Here is an 18,307-nt window from a genome sequence, read left to right as displayed (position 1 = left end):
CTTGTTAATATAGCTCTTTCCCATGAATCCTTCTGAACTTCGCTCCGCTTTAGCCTTGGCAGGCATCTTTGGCCTCCGAATGCTAGGCCTTTTTCTGCTTTTGCCTGTATTTAGCATCCATGCCAAAGACTTGCCTGGAGGCGACCAAGCATTCCTAATAGGGTTAACACTGGGCATTTTCAATATTGTTCAAGCCTGCTTCCATATTCCCTTGGGTAGGCTTTCTGATCGAATCGGTCGAAAAAAAGTCGTTTTATGGGGTCTGTCCTTATTTGTTGCTGGAGCATTGATTTGCGCAGCAAAGGACGATTTGCTTTGGATCGCCATTGGGAGGGGCATTATGGGCGCTGGAGCAATTTCTGCAGCAGTCTCTGCTTGGGTTGCTGACCTCACTCGGGAGCAAGTGCGCAGTCAAGCCATGGCCTTGGTCGGCGTAAGTATTTCATTATCGTTTGCTGTTTCGCTGGTTGTTGCTGCCCCGCTTTATCGCATGATTAGCTTAAGCGGGATGTTTTTGGTATTGGCAATCTTAGGCGCTATAGCGATGTTAGTAGCTTATTTTGTATTGCCAAATAACAAGCCTGAAGTTTATGCACAGCAAGATTCACTGAAGCAGGTATTTCTGCGCCCAGAGCTCATGCGCCTCAATGTGGGGGTGTTTGTTTTAAACGCCACCCAAGTGGCTATGTTTTTAGTAGTGCCGCGCCTATTAGAGCAAGCGGGATTTCCACTGAGTGCACACTGGCAGGTTTATCTCTCTGTCGTCTTGCTCTCTTTTGTATTTATGGTTCCACTCTTAATATACGGTGAGAAAAAACAACGCATACGACTTGTTTTATTAATAGCGATCGTACTTCTGATTATTGCTGAAATCATCTTTACTCAAGCCTCATCCGTAACCTTGATTGCAGTAGCATTGCTGGTTTACTTTGTGGGCTTTAACCTGCTGGAGGCCCTGCAACCCTCATTGGTAACTCGTTATGCAAAAGAATCCAAGGGAACTGCTTTGGGTGTTTACAACACCACCCAATCGATTGGCCTCTTTGCAGGAGCCGCTATTGGGGGTTGGTTAATGGATGCCCATGGTAATTTATCGGTCTTTGTTATGGGCGCAGCATTGCTTTTGTGCTGGCTTATAATTGCTTGGTCGATGCGCGAATTACCTGCAAAAGTAGTGGATGCAAAGGATTTAACTGCAAAGGCATAGTTGTAGCTTTACTGATTCCATTTATTTTTTTAGCTACATTTTAGATTTTATTAATCGTATTATTTTTCTTCGGGAGACAACATGGCTTCAGTCAATAAGGTCATCATCGTAGGTAACGTAGGACGTGATCCAGAAACGCGTTATATGCCAAGCGGCGACGCAGTAACGAATATTTCAGTAGCGACATCAGATCGTTATAAAGATAAGCAGTCTGGCGAAATGAAAGAAACCACAGAATGGCATCGTGTTGCGTTCTTTGGAAAACTTGCAGAGATCGCTGGTCAATATCTCAAAAAAGGTTCACAGGTTTATGTAGAAGGTCGTTTACGCACGCGTAAATGGACTGATGCTAGTGGCCAAGAAAAATACTCCACTGAGATTGTTGCGGAAACAATGCAAATGCTGGGTGGCAAGCCAGTAGGCGGCAGTGGTGATGGTGGTGAAAGCTATAGCCGCTCAAAGCCGGTTGAGAACTCTGCACCAGCATCTTCCAATGCAGCATCCCTTGGCGCCATGGATGACGATATTCCGTTTTAAGGATTGCGTTAATTCGTTTTGCCCAAGATAAAAAGCCCTTCAAGAAGGGCTTTTTATTTAACCGCTAATTTTCTTATTGCCTTGCATGACGAGTATTTTCGGGCCAAGGCGCATTGTGATCAGTGCGGAAGGGGTTAATGTCCAGGCCACCACGTCGGGTGTAGCGTGCGTAGACAGAAAGTTTTTCTGGTTTGCACTGGCGTTTGATATCCGTGAAGATCGTCTCGACACAATGCTCATGAAACTCGCCTAATTGCCTAAAGCCGATGATGTAGCGTAATAGACCTTCTTCCAAAATAGGTCGACCTTGGTAACGAATTTGCACACTAGCCCAATCTGGTTGACCAGTCACCGGGCAATTAGATTTGAGTAAATGGGAAACCAGGCATTGCTCGATTGGCCCAAAAGATTCATTCACTTCTAGCAAGGCTGGGTCTGCAGATAAGCTTGGATCGATCTCGATATCAAGGCGGTCCATCAGCACGCCACTCATCTCCTGCATTCCTTTCTTGGCAATCGTTTCAGTTGGATTAATGCGGGTAGCAATCTTGCTGCCTGCGACAGCTGATAAATCTGTGATCAATTGTTCACGAACTTCTGCTTCATCTTCAAAGCGGGCGCTATTGAAGCTATTGAGGTAGAGCTTGAATGATTTGGACTCAATCATGTTCGGCGAATCGGCTGGCACCTGAAACTCTGCTAAAGCAATCTGAGGTTTACCTTTTTTATTGAGCCAGCTAAGCTCAAAAGCATTCCAAATATCGACTCCTACAAAAGGTAGTGCTTGATTTGGTTTGATGTCGAGTTTGAGGCGATTCTCGGAGCGAGCAATGGGGAATAGCAAGCTCGGATCATATTGATCGGGATATGGCGTTGCTTGACCAAGTGTAAGTATCGACATTAGTTTTTAGGCTTATTAGAGACACCAGATACCACGTGACCAGTCGGCGCTACTGAAGCAGCAGATTGGCAGTGACCGGTTTGGTCATCGAAGAAAAAGTCTGGCTCGAACTCGCGAAGGAATTCGCTTTTAGAAAGTCCACCCAGGAACATGGCTTCATCAACATCAACACCCCAGGCCATCAGGGTGCGAATAGCGCGTTCATGTGCAGGCGCTGAGCGGGCCGTTACCAAGGCAGTACGAATGCGCATCCCCTTCTCGCTAGTCGTGCGTTGCAAACGATGGAGTGCTTCTAGCAAAGGTTTGAATGGGCCGGGTGGCAGGGGGATAGCAGCTTTTTTGCTTTCATGATCAACAAAGGCTACCAAGCCTTCGCTCTGAAATACTTGCTCAGCTTCATCAGAAAAGAGAACGGCATCTCCGTCAAATGCGATGCGAATTTCATTAGGGTGAGACTCTGCAGTCTTACTGGATTCTGGATAGACGCGAGCTGCAGGAAAGCCTGCATCAATCGTGGCACGCACATCATCTTCATTCGCAGAGAGAAAGAGGTTGGCATGTAAGGAACGCAAGTAGTGATAGGGTGGGCGTCCTCTGGTGAATACACCGCGCTCTAAATGAAGGCCATGGTGTTCGGCCGAACGGAATACGCGTAAGCCACTCACCGGGTCATTGCGAGAGAGAATCACCACCTCGACACGTTGCTCACCTTCTTCATTAAAAGCTAATAACTTCTTTACCAATGGAAAAGCAACGCCTGTTTGAGCAGCCTCAGATAGGCGCTCTAATTGCAGCTTCATGTAGGCGCTGTCATCAGTAGATTCGAAGATGCGATTCTCTTCCTCGAAATCAAATAGTGCGCGCGATGAAATCGCCACAACGAGTTTTCCGGTAAGTGTGTATGACATTAAGGATTAACTCTTATTTGAGAAAAAGGCGGTAAGCCGGATTATCTGTTTCATTCCAATGTGGATAGCCGAGTGACGCTAAGAAACTTTGAAATTTCTTTTGCTCATTTTTAGGCACTTGTAAACCAACGAGGATACGGCCATAGTCTGCACCATGATTACGATAATGGAACAGGCTGATATTCCAATTCGGTGCCATGCTCGTGAGGAACTTCATCAGTGCCCCTGGGCGCTCCGGAAATTCAAAGCGGTAAAGTAATTCATCTTGGGCAAGGGCTGAGCGGCCACCCACCATGTGGCGCAAGTGGGACTTCGCTAGCTCATCATGAGTCAGATCGATCGTTGCAAACTTGGCTTTACGAAAATGCTTTGCAATCGTGTTGCTATCACTTGCTTTTTGTGTTCCGATGCCCACAAAAATATGGGCTTCACTTTGATCAGCAATACGATAGTTAAATTCAGTGACATTGCGATTGCCTAGTAACTCACAGAAGCGTCTAAAGGAGCCACGCTCCTCCGGAATAGTCACGGCAAAAACGGCTTCACGGAATTCGCCAACGTCGGCACGCTCTGCCACAAAGCGCAGGCGACTAAAATTCATATTGGCACCACAAGCAATCGCTACCAATGTTTTCTTTTTCAGACGATGCTTATCTACATACTTTTTCATACCAGCAATAGCTAAGGCGCCAGCAGGCTCCAGAATACTGCGGGTGTCTGTAAAGACATCATTGATCGCAGCACAGATTTCATCGGTATTCACGGTGATGATGTCATCAACTACACGTTTGCAAATACGGAAAGTTTCTTTACCAACCAACTTCACGGCTGTTCCGTCCGAGAAAAGACCTATATCTTTCATCTCGATGCGCTTGTTGGCTTCAAGTGACCTTCTCATCGCATCTGAGTCGACTGATTGAACACCGATCACCTTAGTTTTGGGGCTGACCGCTTTGACATACTCTCCAATGCCAGCGATCAAACCGCCACCACCAATGGCGACAAAAATGGCATCAATTGGCTCTTGGTGCTGCTGAAAGATCTCCAGGGCAATCGTGCCTTGTCCAGCGATTACATCGGGGTCATCAAAAGGGTGAACGAAGGTAAGCCCCCGCTTTTTCTCTAAAAGCTCAGAGTATTTAAAGGCATCGCTATAGGATTCACCATGCAAAATCACTTCTACCCAGGAGCCCCCGCGGGCCTTTACAGCATCGATTTTGAGGCTGGGAGTGGTCAGAGGCATCACGATGACTGCTTTGCACTTCATTTTGGCCGCCGCTAGGGCGACGCCTTGGGCATGATTGCCTGCTGAAGCTGCAATTACCCCCTTTTTCAGAGCTTCTGGGGGTAAATGGGCCATTTTGTTATAGGCACCACGTAATTTGAATGAGAAAACCGGCTGGTTATCTTCTCTTTTGAGTAATACTTGATTGCCTAAGCGCTTTGTGAGTTCGGGGGCTACTTGGAGCTCCGTTTCCCTAGCTACATCGTAGACTCGGGCCGATAAAATTTTCTTTAAATAGTTCGTTGCCATGCAATGAGCGTACCATGAATGAGCTCTAAGCCCTTAAATTTGCAGGGGTTTATCACCCCAAGCCAACATCTTTATTGGTTTCCTGTCAATATCGTTATCCCTCAATTAAAATGCATATTTATCAAATATGACGCTATGAACGCCCCACTAGCTTTGAATCAGTTGTTAGATGCCGAGGCGGGTTCGCCCCGCCTTCGCGAAATCCCCTACAACTACACCTCCTTTTCCGATCGTGAAATCGTTATCCGCTTGCTGGGCGAGGAGTCATGGCGTGTTCTAAATGATTTACGAGGCATTCGCCGCACCGGCCGCTCTGCTCGTATGTTGTTCGAAGTCTTAGGTGATATCTGGGTAGTTCAACGTAATCCCTTCCTGCAAGACGACTTATTAGATAGTGCTAGTCGCCGTCAGTTATTAATTGACGCTTTATGGCATCGCCTTGGTGAGGTAAAGAAAAGATCTAGCGGTGAATCGGCTGAGCAAGTTCAGGTTTTATTAAAAGCGGCACATCACGCGGTTGAGCGTTTTGAGCAGGGCTTTAAAGAAGTGACTGAGATTCGTAAGCGTGCTCGCAAAGAGCTTAGCCGTATCACGGCTGCAGATAATATTTGTTTTGATGGTGTCTCACGTGCAGCGCATGTGACCGATGCAACGGATTGGCGCGTTGAGTTTCCGCTTGTAGTTCTGAAGCCTGACTACGAATCTGAAATCCCTGGCCTAGTAAAAGCATGTATTGCTTTGGGCTTAACCATTATTCCGCGTGGAGGTGGTACTGGTTATACCGGTGGCGCTATTCCTCTCTACGCTATGTCGGCAGTGATTAATACTGAAAAGCTTGAGCAGATTGATAGCGTCAAGGCAAAGCGTTTGCCGGGCGTGGTCCATGAAGTTTCAACCATCTTTACTGGTGCCGGTGTAGTGACACGCAGAGTGGCAGAAGCTGCAGAGCGCGCTGGACTCGTGTTTGCAGTTGATCCTACCTCAGCGGATGCCAGTTGCATTGGTGGCAACATTGCCATGAATGCTGGCGGCAAAAAGGCCGTCCTGTGGGGCACTGCCTTGGATAACTTAGCCAGCTGGCGTATGGTGGATCCAGAAGGTAATTGGCTTGATGTTGAGCGCCTTGATCACAACTTAGGAAAAATTCACGTAGCAGAAAAAGTACGCTTTGCGCTGACTTGGTCTGACGGTAGGAGTGAGCCAGGTGAACGCGTTCTCAAAACAGAAACTTTAGAAGTAGAAGGTAAGCGCTTTCGTAAAGAGGGTTTAGGCAAGGATGTGACTGATAAGTTTTTATCAGGCCTGCCCGGTGTTCAAAAAGAAGGTTGCGATGGATTAATTACGAGCGCTACTTGGATTTTGCATCGCATGCCTAAATTTATGCGGACTGTTTGCTTGGAGTTTTTCGGTCAAGCGCAAGAAGCCATTCCAAGTATTGTAGAAATCAAAGCCTACCTCGAGGGCTTGAGTAAGAACGGCGGGCCAATCTTGGCTGGTCTAGAGCACTTGGATGATCGCTATTTGAAAGCAGTTGGTTATTCCACTAAATCCAAGCGTAATGCAATGCCTAAGATGGTGTTGATTGGTGATATTGCTGGTGATGACGAAGAGGCGGTAGCAGCTGCGACTAGCGAAGTTGTGCGCATGGCCAACAATCGTGTGGGTGAAGGTTTTGTTGCGGTTAGCGCTGAGTCGCGTAAAAAGTTTTGGTTAGATCGTGCGCGTACTGCAGCGATTGCTCGTCACACCAATGCTTTTAAGATTAATGAAGATGTCGTAATTCCATTGCCGCGCATGGGTGAGTACACCAACGGTATCGAGCGTATCAACATTGAACTCTCGCTCAAAAATAAGTTACAAGTTTTAGATGGCCTCACAGCTTTCCTAAAAAAGAGTGCTCTGCCACTTGGCAAAAACGATGAGGATTATGAAATCCCCAGTGCTGAAATTTTGGGTGATCGCGTACAGCAAGCTCTTGAACTGATTGATAAGGTGCGGGCGCGTTGGTCAGATTGGTTGACGCAGATGGATGACTATTTCCCAGATCTTCAGAATTACAGCTTACGTGCCTCCTGGAAGACAGAAGTACGCGCTGAACTCAGAATCATTTTTGGTGGCCTAGCATTTGAGCCCATCCTCAATGAACTGGAAGCCATTCATAAAAATACTTTACGTAAGCGTGTATTCATAGCGCTGCATATGCACGCTGGTGACGGTAACGTTCATACCAATATTCCGGTAAATTCTGATGACTACGAGATGTTGCAAGATGCTCATCGCGCTGTCGATCGGATTATGAAATTGGCTCGCTCATTAGATGGTGTGATTTCTGGTGAGCACGGCATTGGTATTACCAAGCTAGAGTACCTGACTGAGGCTGAGCTGAAAGATTTCCGAGCTTACAAAATGCGCGTGGATCCAGAAGGTCGCTTTAACAAGGGCAAGTTAATGCCGCATGCGGATCTCAGTATTGCTTACACCCCAAGCTTTGGTTTAATGGGTCATGAGTCCATCATCATGCAGCAAAGCGACATTGGTGCGATTGCTGATAGCGTGAAAGATTGTTTGCGTTGCGGTAAGTGCAAGCCAGTCTGCTCTACACATGTACCGCGCGCTAATTTACTGTACAGCCCACGTGACAAAATTTTGGCAACTTCCTCTTTAATCGAAGCCTTCCTGTATGAAGAGCAAACGCGTCGTGGCGTATCGATTCGTCATTGGGAAATGTTTGATGATGTTGCAGCACATTGCACTGTATGCCACAAGTGTTTAACACCTTGCCCTGTCAATATTGATTTTGGTGAGGTTTCGATGAACATGCGTAACTTGTTGCGCAAGATGGGGCAGCAACGCTTTAATCCGGGAACAGCGGCATCGATGATGTTCTTAAATGCCACCGATCCAGACACTATCAACTTGCTTCGCAAGACCATGATTGGTTGGGGTTATAAGCTCCAGCGTTTGGGTAATGATGTGTTCCGTAAGTTCGCTCGCAAACAAACTGCGCACCCACCCGCCACAGTAACCAAGCCAAATATTAAAGAGCAGGTTATTTTCTTTGTGAATAAGAAGATGCCTGGTAACTTGCCGAAGAAAACTGCTCGTGCGCTCTTAGATATTGAAGATGCGAATTACGTGCCGATTATTCGAGATCCCAAAACAACCTCCGCTGATACGGAAGCCGTGTTCTATTTCCCAGGTTGTGGTTCTGAGCGCTTGTTCTCGCAGGTGGGTTTAGCTACGCAAGCGATGCTGTGGAATGTGGGCGTGCAAACAGTATTACCTCCAGGTTACCTCTGCTGCGGCTATCCACAGCGTGGCAATGGCGACTTCGACAAAGCGGAAAAGATGATTACGGATAACCGTGTTCTCTTTCATCGCGTAGCCAATACCTTAAATTACTTGGATATCAAGACCGTAGTAGTTTCATGTGGCACTTGTTATGACCAGTTAGCAGGTTACCAGTTCGAACAGATCTTCCCTGGCTGTCGCATTATTGATATTCACGAGTACTTGCTAGAGAAGGGCGTCAAGCTTTCGAATGTGACGGGTGTGAAGTATATGTATCACGATCCATGCCACTCACCAATGAAGTTGCAAGATCCCCTCAAGACGGTGAATGAGCTGATTCAGTCAGAAGATGGCAAAGCAATTCAGAAGAATGATCGCTGCTGTGGTGAGTCTGGAACTCTTGCGGTGACACGCCCCGATATTTCAACTCAGGTGCGTTTCCGTAAACAGATTGAGATGGAAAAAGCTGCCGATGAATTACGTAAAGATGATTTCACTGGTGAGGTCAAAGTGCTCACTAGTTGCCCATCTTGTCTGCAAGGCCTAGCTCGCTTTGATGCGGATAGTGATACCACTGCCGATTACATCGTAGTGGAAATGGCGCAAAAATTATTAGGCCCTGATTGGATGCAAGATTATGTTGCCAAGGCAAATCAAGGCGGTATTGAGAGGGTGTTGGTTTAATGATTCCAACTAATGTTGTAGTGCATCAGCAGTCAAAAGTGCTAGAGCTTTCTTATGAGAATGGCAATACCTTTCGCCTACCTTTTGAATTTTTAAGAGTGGTGTCTCCTTCGGCTGAAGTCCAAGGTCATGGCCCCGGGCAGGAAACTTTGCAAACTGGTAAGCGTGAAGTGCTGATAGCAAATATTGAGCCAGTAGGTCACTATGCTCTTAAACCTTCATTTTCTGATGGACATGACTCTGGTTTGTATTCTTGGGACTACCTGCAATTTTTATGCGAGAACCAAGAAGCATTATGGGAAGAACACTTAGATAAACTAGCTGCTGCTGGTCTAGATCGTGATGCTCCAATGAGTATTGCTGGTGGTAAATCTTGTGGCAGCCATTAACCGTCGTTTCAGTTAAGTAAAGAGGAATATGAGTAAGACCCATTTTGGATACCAAAGCGTTGATGAAGCTGAAAAAGCGGGTAAGGTCGCCGAGGTGTTTCATTCTGTAGCGAGTAAATACGACGTCATGAATGATTTGATGTCATTCGGGCTACATCGCTTGTGGAAAAAAGTCACGATTGCTCGTGCTCAAGTCCGCCCTGGTCAAAAAGTATTAGATATTGCTGGTGGCACGGGCGACCTAGCTGCTGCCTTTGCACGTGCAGCAGGCTGGGGTCATAACTCTGAAGCTCAAGTATGGTTAAGTGACATTAATGCCTCCATGTTGGGAGTTGGCCGTGATCGTCTTCTTGATCAGGGAATGGCTTTACCCTGCGTTCAGTTCGATGCGGAGAAAATTCCTTTCCCAGCGAATCATTTTGATGTGGTGACAGTGGCGTTTGGCCTGCGAAACATGACTCATAAAGATGTTGCTTTGGCAGAGATGCTCAGAGTAATTAAGCCCGGTGGTCGAGTGCTGGTACTAGAGTTCTCAAAACCAGATGCCTTTTTAGGACCGATATATGACACCTACTCATTTAAGGTATTGCCTTGGTTAGGTGAAAAGATTGCCCAAGATTCTGAGAGCTATCGCTACCTGGCAGAATCGATCCGGATGCATCCAGATGCCCAGGCCCTTAAGGACATCATGCTGGGAGTGGGTTTTGACGAGGTAGATACCCACAGAATGACTGGGGGTATCGTTGCGCTGCATATTGGTATTAAATATTAGTGAATTTGAAGTTTTTGCTGGCTAAGAATTAAAGTAGTTCTATAGGGGATCAAAATATGAATAAGCATTTTTTCAAGGCAGCTATATTGAGTATCAGCTTAATATTTGCCACCGTTGGTCATGCTGATGCGGCCCGTTTGGGTGGTGGCAGAAGTATCGGCAAGGCACCAAGTGCACCAATGCAAAAACAAGCTACTCCCGCACAAAAGCCAACTCAACAAGTTCAACCAGCAGCACCTGCTGCCGCTCCTCAAGCACCAGCACCAAGTCGCTTCGGTGGCATGGGAGGCATCCTGGGTGGTTTAGCTGCAGGGCTTGGTATTGGATACCTCTTGTCTCACTTTGGTTTGGGTGAGGGTGCATCTTCATTGATCACTGGGTTGCTGATTGCAGCGCTAGCCGGCTTTGCCATCATGTTCATCATGAGAAAAATGATGCCTACTTTATCTGGTGCTAATAAAAGTCCTCAAATGACTTCGCAAGGTATGCAGCGTAGCAATCTAGACCAGGCGCCAAGACAGGAGCCTGCGTTTACACCAGCTGCTAGTGCATTCGGTGGTGTTGCTGCTGAGCCTGCACCATTTCAATCAACGCTGCCGCCAGGGTTTGATGAATACGCATTTTTGGATAACGCTAAACAGTTTTTCTCAGGCTTGCAAAAGGCGTGGGATCAGGGCGATTTAGCTGCATTACGTGAGTACACGACCCCAGACATGTTCGCCACGATTGAGCAAGACTTGGCCGGACGCGCTGACAGCGCTAATCAAACCGATGTAGTGACGCTCAATGCGCAGTTGCTCGGAATTGAAATAGCTGACAATACCTACCTCTGTAGCGTGCAGTTCACTGGCTTGATTCGTGAACAAGTAGGCGCACAGGCGAATAACTTCTCTGAAATTTGGAATCTCAGTAAGCCGGTAAGCGGCCCTGGAGGCTGGGTACTAGCGGGTATCTCTCAGTTAGTTTAAGCTTGTAGTACTTTCCACTGAAAGCCCGCACTTGTGCGGGTTTTTTACACTGATGAACACCGTATCTCCCACCACCCACCACGTTGCAGCATCTGCCGCTTGCCGAGGAATAAATCATGTCCTCAAGGATGAGCCATGGGCTATGGCAGAGTTGGCGCGCCATGCTGGCAAAGTCATTTTGCTCGGTTTGCCAATTGGGCAGCTCTTTTTTGAGATAGCACCTGAGGGCTCTCTGCTTGCATTGACTCATGCGGATACCCCTTCATTAGAGTTAGAAGTTTCCCCTGGAGCATTGAGTGCTTTAGCTGGTGGTCCTGGTAACTTGCGGGAGCAAGCAATGAAGTCAGTGAAGATTACTGGCGATGCTGACTTGGCACAACTATTGGGGCGCTTAGCGGGTCAAATTCGGTGGGAGTATGAGGAAGATCTAGCACGCCTCATTGGCGATGCACCTGCAAACTTTGCCGTACGCCAAGGTAAGAAAGTCATTTCTGCCGGGAAATCTGCAGCGACTGATTTACTGGAAAATGTCGTTGAGTATGTCAGTGAAGAAAGAAAAGTTCTTTTGAATAAACGAGATTTTTTAATTCGTAAGAATGAATTAAGTGTGTTGCGTGATGCGGTTGATCGTCTAGACAAGCGTATCCAAATTTTAGAGCGAAAAGGTTAATTCATTGTGCGTCGTTTAGCCCGTCTCTATTTTATTTTCTTTACTGCATGGCGTTATGGCTTACTGCCGCTCCTACGCGATATTCTGAAGCCTGGGATTGCTCGTGGCTTCTTAACCATTCTTTGCTGGGTATCACCAGGGCAATCGCTACCCAGAGGTGAGCGCATTCGTTTGACATTAGAAGCGCTCGGTCCGATCTTCGTAAAATTTGGACAAGTGCTTTCTACTCGACGTGATTTATTGTCGGAGGATATTGCCAATGAATTGGCAAAGTTGCAGGATCAAGTGCCGCCATTTTCTAATACAGAATCACGACTTTTGATTGAGAAAGCACTTGGTTTACCTGTTGAAGAAGTCTTTATTAGTTTTGATGCAACGCCCGTAGCTAGTGCTTCTGTAGCTCAGGTACATTTTGGAACTTTACGTGCCACTGAGAGGCATCCAGAGTGGAATGGGCGAGAAGTTGCGATCAAGGTCCTACGCCCAGGCATCCTCCCGGTGATTGAGAGCGATATTGCTTTAATGTATGACCTGGCAAAAGTCATTGAAAAGTTATCTTCTGATGGTCGACGTTTAAAGCCAACTGAAAATGTTTCTGAGTTTGATAGACACCTGCATGATGAGCTTGATCTCATGCGTGAGGCCGCTAATGCCAGTCAGTTAAGAAGATATTTTGTTGATTCAGACAAGCTCATGATTCCAGAAATGTATTGGGATCTATGTCACACCAATGTGATTGTCATGGAAAAAATGAACGGTATATCTATCGGTCGTTTTGATGAATTGCGTGCCGCTGGAGTTGATTTTAAAAAATTAGCAGCAGAGGGCGTGGAGATATTTTTTACCCAAGTATTCGAACATGGTTTTTTCCATGCAGATATGCATCCTGGAAATATCATGATTAGTTTAGAGCCTGATAGTTTTGGGCGATTCATCTCCCTGGATTTCGGAATTGTTGGCGCATTAAGTGAAACCGATAAAAACTACTTGGCACTCAACTTTTTAGCCTTCTTTAATCGAGATTACCGGCGTGTCGCAGAATTGCATGTGGAATCTGGTTGGGTGCCTCCAGATACCCGAGTTGAGGAATTAGAAGGTGCAGTACGTTCCGTTTGTGAACCTTACTTTGATCGACCTTTAAAAGATATTTCCTTGGGCATTGTTCTGGTACGTTTGTTCCAAACATCTCGCCGTTTTAAGGTCGAAGTACAGCCACAACTATCCTTGCTATCAAAGACATTGCTCAATGTTGAGGGTCTAGCGCGTGAATTAGACCCTGATCTTGATCTTTGGCAGACTGCAAAGCCGATTCTAGAAAAATGGATTAGTCGACAGTTGGGTTGGCGTGGATTGGTTGAAGGGCTTAAGAGTGAAGCGCCCTCTTGGGCAAAAATACTACCAACCTTGCCCCGCCTGATTGCGGAGAGTTTGGCGCAAGGGCGCGGTCCGCAAAGAGAGCAAAATGCTGAATTAGAGGTCTTAAAAGGCCTTTTAATGCAGGAAAGACGGACTCATCGCCTTTTGGTGGGCACCTTGCTGTTTGCGGGCGGCTTTTTGGCTGGGATTCTGATAATCGGCCTTGGTCTTCACTAGACTGTCGCCGATTGCCGCTTAAACCGCTAAAATGCCAGGTTAAGCAAAGCGTAAGCGTGGGCAAATGAAAAAATACTTTATCGCAGGCATTCTGGTGTGGGCACCGATGTCAATCACTATTTGGGTGATTGGATGGGGCTTGGGCTTGCTTGACGGTGTTTTTGGTTCTGTAATGCATGCCATTATTACTGTGTTCCCCAATCAGTTTTCTGGTGATTTGCAACATTTCCGTGAATTACCCGGTGTGGGCATTCTGATTGTTGTTTCAGTCATCATGATTACTGGATTACTTGCAATCAATTTTGCGGGGCAGTGGTGGATGAAGGTTTGGGATCGCTTGGTGAATCGCATTCCGATTGTGCGATCGATTTACTCCAGTGTTCAACAAGTATCTTCCACTTTATTTTCTGGAAGTGGCCAGGCGTTTAGCAAGGCATTATTAATTCGCTATCCCCATGCAGATTCTTGGGCGATTGCATTTCAGACTGGTATGCCAGCAAAAGAAGTTGCGGCTAAGTTGGGCGAGGACTACGTTAATGTTTTCCTGCCAACCACTCCAAACCCAACCTCTGGATTTTTTATGATCGTCCCACGTGCACACACTATTGAATTAGAGATGAGTGTTGAAGAGGCGCTCAAACATATTGTTTCAATGGGATCCGTTCCCCCCACCAGTTCAACTGGTCTGACTGCTGCTAAGTCAAACCATCATCTTTGATTTTTAGGAAATTGTTATGTCGATGCGAAGCCATACCTGCGGTCAGGTAACTGAATCACTCATTGGTCAAGAGATTACCCTCTCTGGTTGGGTTAACCGTCGTCGTGACCACGGTGGCGTGATCTTTATTGATCTACGTGATCATCAAGGTTTTGTGCAAGTTGTTTGCGATCCAGATCGCCCTGAGATGTTTGTACTAGCCGAGCAGGTTCGTAATGAATTTTGTATTCAGGTTAAGGGTTTGGTACGTGCACGTCCCGCCGGTACTGAGAACAATGATTTAGTCAGCGGCAAAATTGAAGTACTTTGTCATGGTCTAGTGATTTTGAATGCGTCCATTACTCCTCCATTCCAATTGGAAGATGAGAATTTATCTGAGACCACTCGCTTAACTCACCGTGTTTTGGACTTGCGTCGCCCGCAAATGCAAAAGAATTTACGTTTACGTTATAACGTGGCCATGGAATGCCGTCGCTACCTTGATGCCGCAGGTTTTATCGATATCGAAACACCAATGCTAACGAAGAGCACCCCTGAGGGTGCGCGCGATTACTTGGTACCTTCACGCGTACATGATGGTCAGTTCTTTGCTTTGCCACAGTCTCCGCAGCTATTTAAGCAGTTATTAATGGTGGCGGGTTTTGATCGTTACTACCAAATTACTAAGTGTTTCCGTGATGAAGATTTACGTGCTGATCGTCAACCTGAATTTACTCAGATCGACTGTGAAACTGCTTTCTTGGATGAATTAGAAATCCGTGAGCTATTTGAAAACATGATTCGTCATATTTTCAAAGTCACTATGAACGTGGAGTTGCCTAATCCATTTCCAACCATGCCTTACTCAGAGGGTATGGCGCGCTTTGGTTCAGACAAGCCAGATCTGCGTGTGAATTTTGAATTCACAGAATTGACTGACTTGATGAAAGATGTGGATTTCAAAGTATTTTCTGGTGCAGCAAATCAAGAGGGTGGACGTGTAGTTGGTTTGTGCGTACCTGGCGGTGCTGAGATTAGCCGTAGTGAAATTGATGATTACACTCAATTTGTAGCGATCTATGGCGCCAAAGGTTTGGCATGGATCAAGGTAAATTCTGTTTCTGAAGGTCGCAATGGTTTGCAATCACCAATCGTGAAGAACTTGCATGATGCTGCTATCGAGGGCATCTTGAAACGTACTGGCGCCAAAGACGGCGACATTATTTTCTTCGGTGCTGATAAGGAAAAAGTAGTCAATGACGCTATCGGCGGCTTGCGCTTGAAGATTGGTCACTCTGCTTGGGGTAAGGAGCATGGGCTATCTACCGAAGGTTGGAAGCCATTATGGGTAGTTGATTTCCCCATGTTTGAATACGATGACGACAATGCCCGTTGGGTCGCATGCCACCATCCATTCACTAGCCCTAAAGATGAACATATGCAGTATCTCGAATCGAGTCCTGGAAAGTGTTTAGCTAAAGCTTATGACATGGTGCTGAACGGTAGTGAAATTGGTGGTGGATCAGTTCGTATCCATCAAGAAGCAGTGCAAAGTCAGGTATTCCGCGCCTTGAATATTGGTGCCGAAGAGGCTCAAGTTAAGTTTGGATTCTTATTGGATGCCTTGCAGTACGGCGCGCCCCCACACGGTGGTATTGCATTTGGTTTGGATCGTATTGTCACAATGATGACCGGTGCTGAATCTATCCGTGATGTTATCGCTTTCCCGAAAACGCAGCGTGCACAGTGCTTGCTTACTCAGGCTCCTAGTCCGGTAGACGAGCGTCAATTAAAAGAATTGCATATTCGTTTGCGCCAAGCTGCCCCTGCTGCTTAATTAAGGAAGTATTTAGATCATCTTGAAAATCCCCATTTCAGTTTTAGTTGTTATCTACAAATCGAACGGGGAGGTCTTGCTAATTGAGCGGGCCGATAGAGTGAATTTCTGGCAATCCGTTACCGGTAGCATTGATTTCTTCGATGAGGATCTTAGTGCGGCTGCCGCACGCGAAGTCCTTGAGGAGACCGGAATTGATGTTCAGTCTCTTCCAGCGGGTTCTTTGCAGGATATGCATCACCAGATTGAGTACGAGATTTATCCGCAATGGCGTCACCGTTACGCCCCTGGAGTGACTAGAAATGCCGAGCATTGGTTCTCATTACTGGTCCCAAATGAGGTCTCAGTCAAATTGGCACCAAGAGAGCACGTGGCTTATCAATGGCTGCCTCATGCTGAAGCAGTGAGTAAATGTTTCTCTCCCAGTAATGGCGAAGCGATTCTCAAGTTATTTTCTGCGCGTCAGAGCGTAACTGACTAAGATAGAGTGATGAGACATTCATCAGGGCATCACCATTCAGCAGCAGATTCAAAGCCGTCACGAGGTAGCGACTGGAAGGTTATTCGTGACTTACTTCCTTACCTATTGGAGTACAAGTTTAGGGTTGCGATTGCTCTGACTTGTTTGGTTGCTGCCAAGGTCACCAATCTTGGCATTCCAATTTTGATGAAGGAATTGATTGATACCCTCAATATCAAGGCAGATTCGCCCCAGGCATTATTGGTAGTTCCGGCTGGATTGATATTAGCCTATGGCCTTTTAAGAGTCTCTGCCTCATTATTTACTGAGTTACGTGAATCGCTTTTTGCACGCGTTACTCAAAATGCCGTTCGTAAAGTAGCGCTACAAGTTTTTGAGCATCTACACTCGCTAGCACTGAGCTTTCATTTAGCTCGTCAGACCGGCGGGGTTAGCCGAGATATTGAGCGCGGTACACGTGGTATTCAGTCGCTGATCTCTTATTCGCTTTATAGCATCCTGCCAACCCTGATTGAATTTTGTTTGGTGCTTGGTTACTTAGCTTTTGCATACGATATTTGGTTTGCTGCCATTACGCTAGTTGCCTTAGTCTTGTATATCGGCTTCACAGTAGTGGTGACGGAATGGCGTACCCACTTCCGCCGCACCATGAATGACATGGATTCCAAGGCCAATCAGAAGGCAATTGATTCCTTGTTGAATTTTGAGACAGTAAAGTACTTTGGCAACGAAGCCTTTGAGGCTAGCCGTTACGATCAAAATCTGATCCGCTACCAAACAGCTGCAGTGAAGTCACAAAAATCTTTAGCAGTACTCAATCTTGGGCAGCAGGCAATTATTGCTATTGGATTGGTCCTGATTTTATGGCGAGCAACGCAAGGTGTAATTGATGGATCTATGACCTTAGGTGATTTGGTCTTGGTTAACACCCTGATGATTCAGTTGTATATTCCGCTGAATTTCTTGGGCGTGATCTATCGTGAGATTAAGCAGGCGCTGACTGACATGGATCGTATGTTCTCGCTTCTGAATACGGAGAAGGAGATTGCGGATGTGCCCAATGCCCAGTCCTTACGCGTTAGTGATCAAAGCCGTGGTCCAGATGTTCGCTTTGAAAATGTCTCGTTTCATTACGAGGCTAAGCGTAAAATTCTGAAGGATGTCAGCTTTAATATCCCTGCGGGAACGATTACTGCAGTGGTTGGGCAGAGCGGGGCTGGCAAGAGCACTTTAGCCCGCTTACTGTTTCGTTTTTATGATGTTCAGTCTGGCAAGATCCTGATTGATGATCAAAATATTGTGGATGTCACTCAATTAAGTTTGCGCAAGGCAATTGGTATTGTTCCTCAAGACACTGTCTTGTTTAATGACACCATTGGCTACAACATTGCTTATGGCAACCCTAATGCTTCAATTGAAGAAGTTCATGAGGCTGCTAGGGCGGCGCAGATTGATCGTTTCATCAAGCATCTCCCAGATGGCTACGACACCCAAGTAGGCGAGCGTGGTCTGAAATTATCAGGTGGTGAGAAGCAGCGTGTTGCGATTGCACGCACCCTACTCAAAAAGCCAGCAATGTTAATTTTTGATGAGGCAACATCGGCGCTGGACTCTAAAACGGAGCGGGCGTTTCAGGAAGAGTTACTTGGCTTGGCTAAAAACCGTACGACCTTGATTATTGCCCATAGGCTGTCCACCATTATTCATGCGGATCAAATTTTGGTCATGGAGCATGGCCAGATAGTGGAGCGTGGAACGCATGCAGAGCTATTGGCTGCTAGTGGCCGGTATGCTGAAATGTGGCAAATGCAAGAGCGCATCGTTCTTGATTAGAATAT

General features: G+C 46.4%; 15 protein-coding genes. 12 read left to right on the top strand and 3 right to left on the bottom strand.

The features are described 5' to 3' along the window. Nucleotides 1–22: 22 nt before the first annotated feature. Together C2747_RS09550 and ssb are read left to right on the top strand one after the other, a co-directional pair. Nucleotides 23–1,207, top strand: a complete 1,185-nt coding sequence (locus C2747_RS09550) for an MFS transporter (RefSeq protein ID WP_215331579.1) — start codon at nt 23–25, stop codon at nt 1,205–1,207. Between the two features lie 81 nt (nt 1,208–1,288). Further along, nucleotides 1,289–1,744, top strand: a complete 456-nt coding sequence (gene ssb, locus C2747_RS09545; protein WP_046330869.1) for a single-stranded DNA-binding protein — start codon at nt 1,289–1,291, stop codon at nt 1,742–1,744. A gap of 73 nt (nt 1,745–1,817) precedes the next feature. On the opposite strand, the gene queF is transcribed toward ssb, so the two are convergent. Genes queF through ilvA form a run of 3 tightly spaced genes read right to left on the bottom strand, consistent with a single transcriptional unit; the run spans nt 1,818 to nt 5,087 of the window. Continuing rightward, nucleotides 1,818–2,645, bottom strand: coding sequence for an NADPH-dependent 7-cyano-7-deazaguanine reductase QueF (gene queF / locus C2747_RS09540; RefSeq protein WP_215331578.1), 828 nt, complete (start codon nt 2,643–2,645; stop codon nt 1,818–1,820). After that, nucleotides 2,645–3,553 carry a 5'-nucleotidase gene (locus tag C2747_RS09535; protein ID WP_215331576.1) on the bottom strand — a complete coding sequence of 303 codons (909 nt, stop codon included), beginning with the start codon at nt 3,551–3,553 and terminating at the stop codon, nt 2,645–2,647. Before C2747_RS09535 ends, queF begins: the two co-directional genes overlap by 1 nt. A gap of 13 nt (nt 3,554–3,566) precedes the next feature. Continuing rightward, nucleotides 3,567–5,087, bottom strand: a complete 1,521-nt coding sequence (ilvA, locus tag C2747_RS09530) for a threonine ammonia-lyase, biosynthetic (RefSeq protein ID WP_215331574.1) — start codon at nt 5,085–5,087, stop codon at nt 3,567–3,569. Between the two features lie 135 nt (nt 5,088–5,222). On the opposite strand from ilvA, the gene C2747_RS09525 reads away from it, so the two are divergent. The 10 genes from C2747_RS09525 to C2747_RS09480 all read left to right on the top strand — a co-directional run bounded on the left by C2747_RS09525 (nt 5,223) and on the right by C2747_RS09480 (nt 18,302). Next, nucleotides 5,223–9,062: a DUF3683 domain-containing protein gene (locus C2747_RS09525; protein ID WP_215331572.1), complete on the top strand. Its 3,840-nt coding sequence runs from the start codon at nt 5,223–5,225 to the stop codon at nt 9,060–9,062. Then, a complete protein-coding gene (locus C2747_RS09520; protein ID WP_215331570.1) occupies nt 9,062–9,451 on the top strand; it encodes a gamma-butyrobetaine hydroxylase family protein in 390 nt (129 codons plus the stop codon). The genes C2747_RS09525 and C2747_RS09520 overlap by 1 nt, the downstream gene beginning before the upstream one ends. 28 nt (nt 9,452–9,479) lie before the next feature. Further along, nucleotides 9,480–10,223: a bifunctional demethylmenaquinone methyltransferase/2-methoxy-6-polyprenyl-1,4-benzoquinol methylase UbiE gene (gene ubiE / locus C2747_RS09515; protein ID WP_215331568.1), complete on the top strand. Its 744-nt coding sequence runs from the start codon at nt 9,480–9,482 to the stop codon at nt 10,221–10,223. Nucleotides 10,224–10,279: 56 nt separating this feature from the next. Next, the gene (locus C2747_RS09510) at nt 10,280–11,191 is read left to right on the top strand and encodes a Tim44 domain-containing protein (RefSeq protein WP_215331566.1); all 912 of its coding nucleotides are present in this window, start codon (nt 10,280–10,282) and stop codon (nt 11,189–11,191) included. 52 nt (nt 11,192–11,243) lie between these two features. Then, nucleotides 11,244–11,861 (top strand): ubiquinone biosynthesis accessory factor UbiJ, encoded by a 618-nt coding sequence (locus tag C2747_RS09505; RefSeq protein ID WP_215331564.1) that lies wholly within the window; start codon nt 11,244–11,246, stop codon nt 11,859–11,861. Between the two features lie 6 nt (nt 11,862–11,867). After that, nucleotides 11,868–13,454, top strand: a complete 1,587-nt coding sequence (ubiB, locus tag C2747_RS09500) for a ubiquinone biosynthesis regulatory protein kinase UbiB (protein ID WP_215331562.1) — start codon at nt 11,868–11,870, stop codon at nt 13,452–13,454. A 64-nt stretch (nt 13,455–13,518) separates the two neighbouring features. Then, entirely contained in the window at nt 13,519–14,172 is a 654-nt protein-coding gene (locus C2747_RS09495; protein WP_215331560.1) for a DUF502 domain-containing protein, read from the top strand. Between the two features lie 16 nt (nt 14,173–14,188). Then, nucleotides 14,189–15,988, top strand: coding sequence for an aspartate--tRNA ligase (gene aspS / locus C2747_RS09490; protein ID WP_215331558.1), 1,800 nt, complete (start codon nt 14,189–14,191; stop codon nt 15,986–15,988). Nucleotides 15,989–16,010: 22 nt separating this feature from the next. Then, the gene (nudB, locus tag C2747_RS09485; RefSeq protein WP_433915496.1) at nt 16,011–16,469 is read left to right on the top strand and encodes a dihydroneopterin triphosphate diphosphatase; all 459 of its coding nucleotides are present in this window, start codon (nt 16,011–16,013) and stop codon (nt 16,467–16,469) included. 9 nt (nt 16,470–16,478) lie between these two features. Continuing rightward, nucleotides 16,479–18,302 (top strand): ABCB family ABC transporter ATP-binding protein/permease, encoded by a 1,824-nt coding sequence (locus C2747_RS09480; RefSeq protein ID WP_215331557.1) that lies wholly within the window; start codon nt 16,479–16,481, stop codon nt 18,300–18,302. The last annotated feature ends 5 nt before the right edge of the window (nt 18,303–18,307 follow it).

This window comes from Polynucleobacter corsicus (assembly GCF_018688255.1).
In the GTDB taxonomy this organism is placed as follows: domain Bacteria; phylum Pseudomonadota; class Gammaproteobacteria; order Burkholderiales; family Burkholderiaceae; genus Polynucleobacter; species Polynucleobacter corsicus.
The sequence above is the reverse complement of the archived record's forward strand: the minus strand, read 5'-3'. Positions and strand labels throughout refer to the sequence as shown.

Coding starts and splice junctions, on each gene's coding strand:
- aspS (WP_215331558.1), top strand. CDS start 14,189: ATGTCGATGCGAAGCCATACCTGCGGTCAGGTAACTGAATCACTCATT.
- ubiE (WP_215331568.1), top strand. CDS start 9,480: ATGAGTAAGACCCATTTTGGATACCAAAGCGTTGATGAAGCTGAAAAA.
- ilvA (WP_215331574.1), bottom strand. CDS start 5,087: ATGGCAACGAACTATTTAAAGAAAATTTTATCGGCCCGAGTCTACGAT.
- queF (WP_215331578.1), bottom strand. CDS start 2,645: ATGTCGATACTTACACTTGGTCAAGCAACGCCATATCCCGATCAATAT.
- C2747_RS09480 (WP_215331557.1), top strand. CDS start 16,479: ATGAGACATTCATCAGGGCATCACCATTCAGCAGCAGATTCAAAGCCG.
- C2747_RS09495 (WP_215331560.1), top strand. CDS start 13,519: ATGAAAAAATACTTTATCGCAGGCATTCTGGTGTGGGCACCGATGTCA.
- C2747_RS09550 (WP_215331579.1), top strand. CDS start 23: ATGAATCCTTCTGAACTTCGCTCCGCTTTAGCCTTGGCAGGCATCTTT.
- ssb (WP_046330869.1), top strand. CDS start 1,289: ATGGCTTCAGTCAATAAGGTCATCATCGTAGGTAACGTAGGACGTGAT.
- C2747_RS09510 (WP_215331566.1), top strand. CDS start 10,280: ATGAATAAGCATTTTTTCAAGGCAGCTATATTGAGTATCAGCTTAATA.
- C2747_RS09535 (WP_215331576.1), bottom strand. CDS start 3,553: ATGTCATACACACTTACCGGAAAACTCGTTGTGGCGATTTCATCGCGC.
- C2747_RS09525 (WP_215331572.1), top strand. CDS start 5,223: ATGAACGCCCCACTAGCTTTGAATCAGTTGTTAGATGCCGAGGCGGGT.
- C2747_RS09520 (WP_215331570.1), top strand. CDS start 9,062: ATGATTCCAACTAATGTTGTAGTGCATCAGCAGTCAAAAGTGCTAGAG.
- C2747_RS09505 (WP_215331564.1), top strand. CDS start 11,244: ATGAACACCGTATCTCCCACCACCCACCACGTTGCAGCATCTGCCGCT.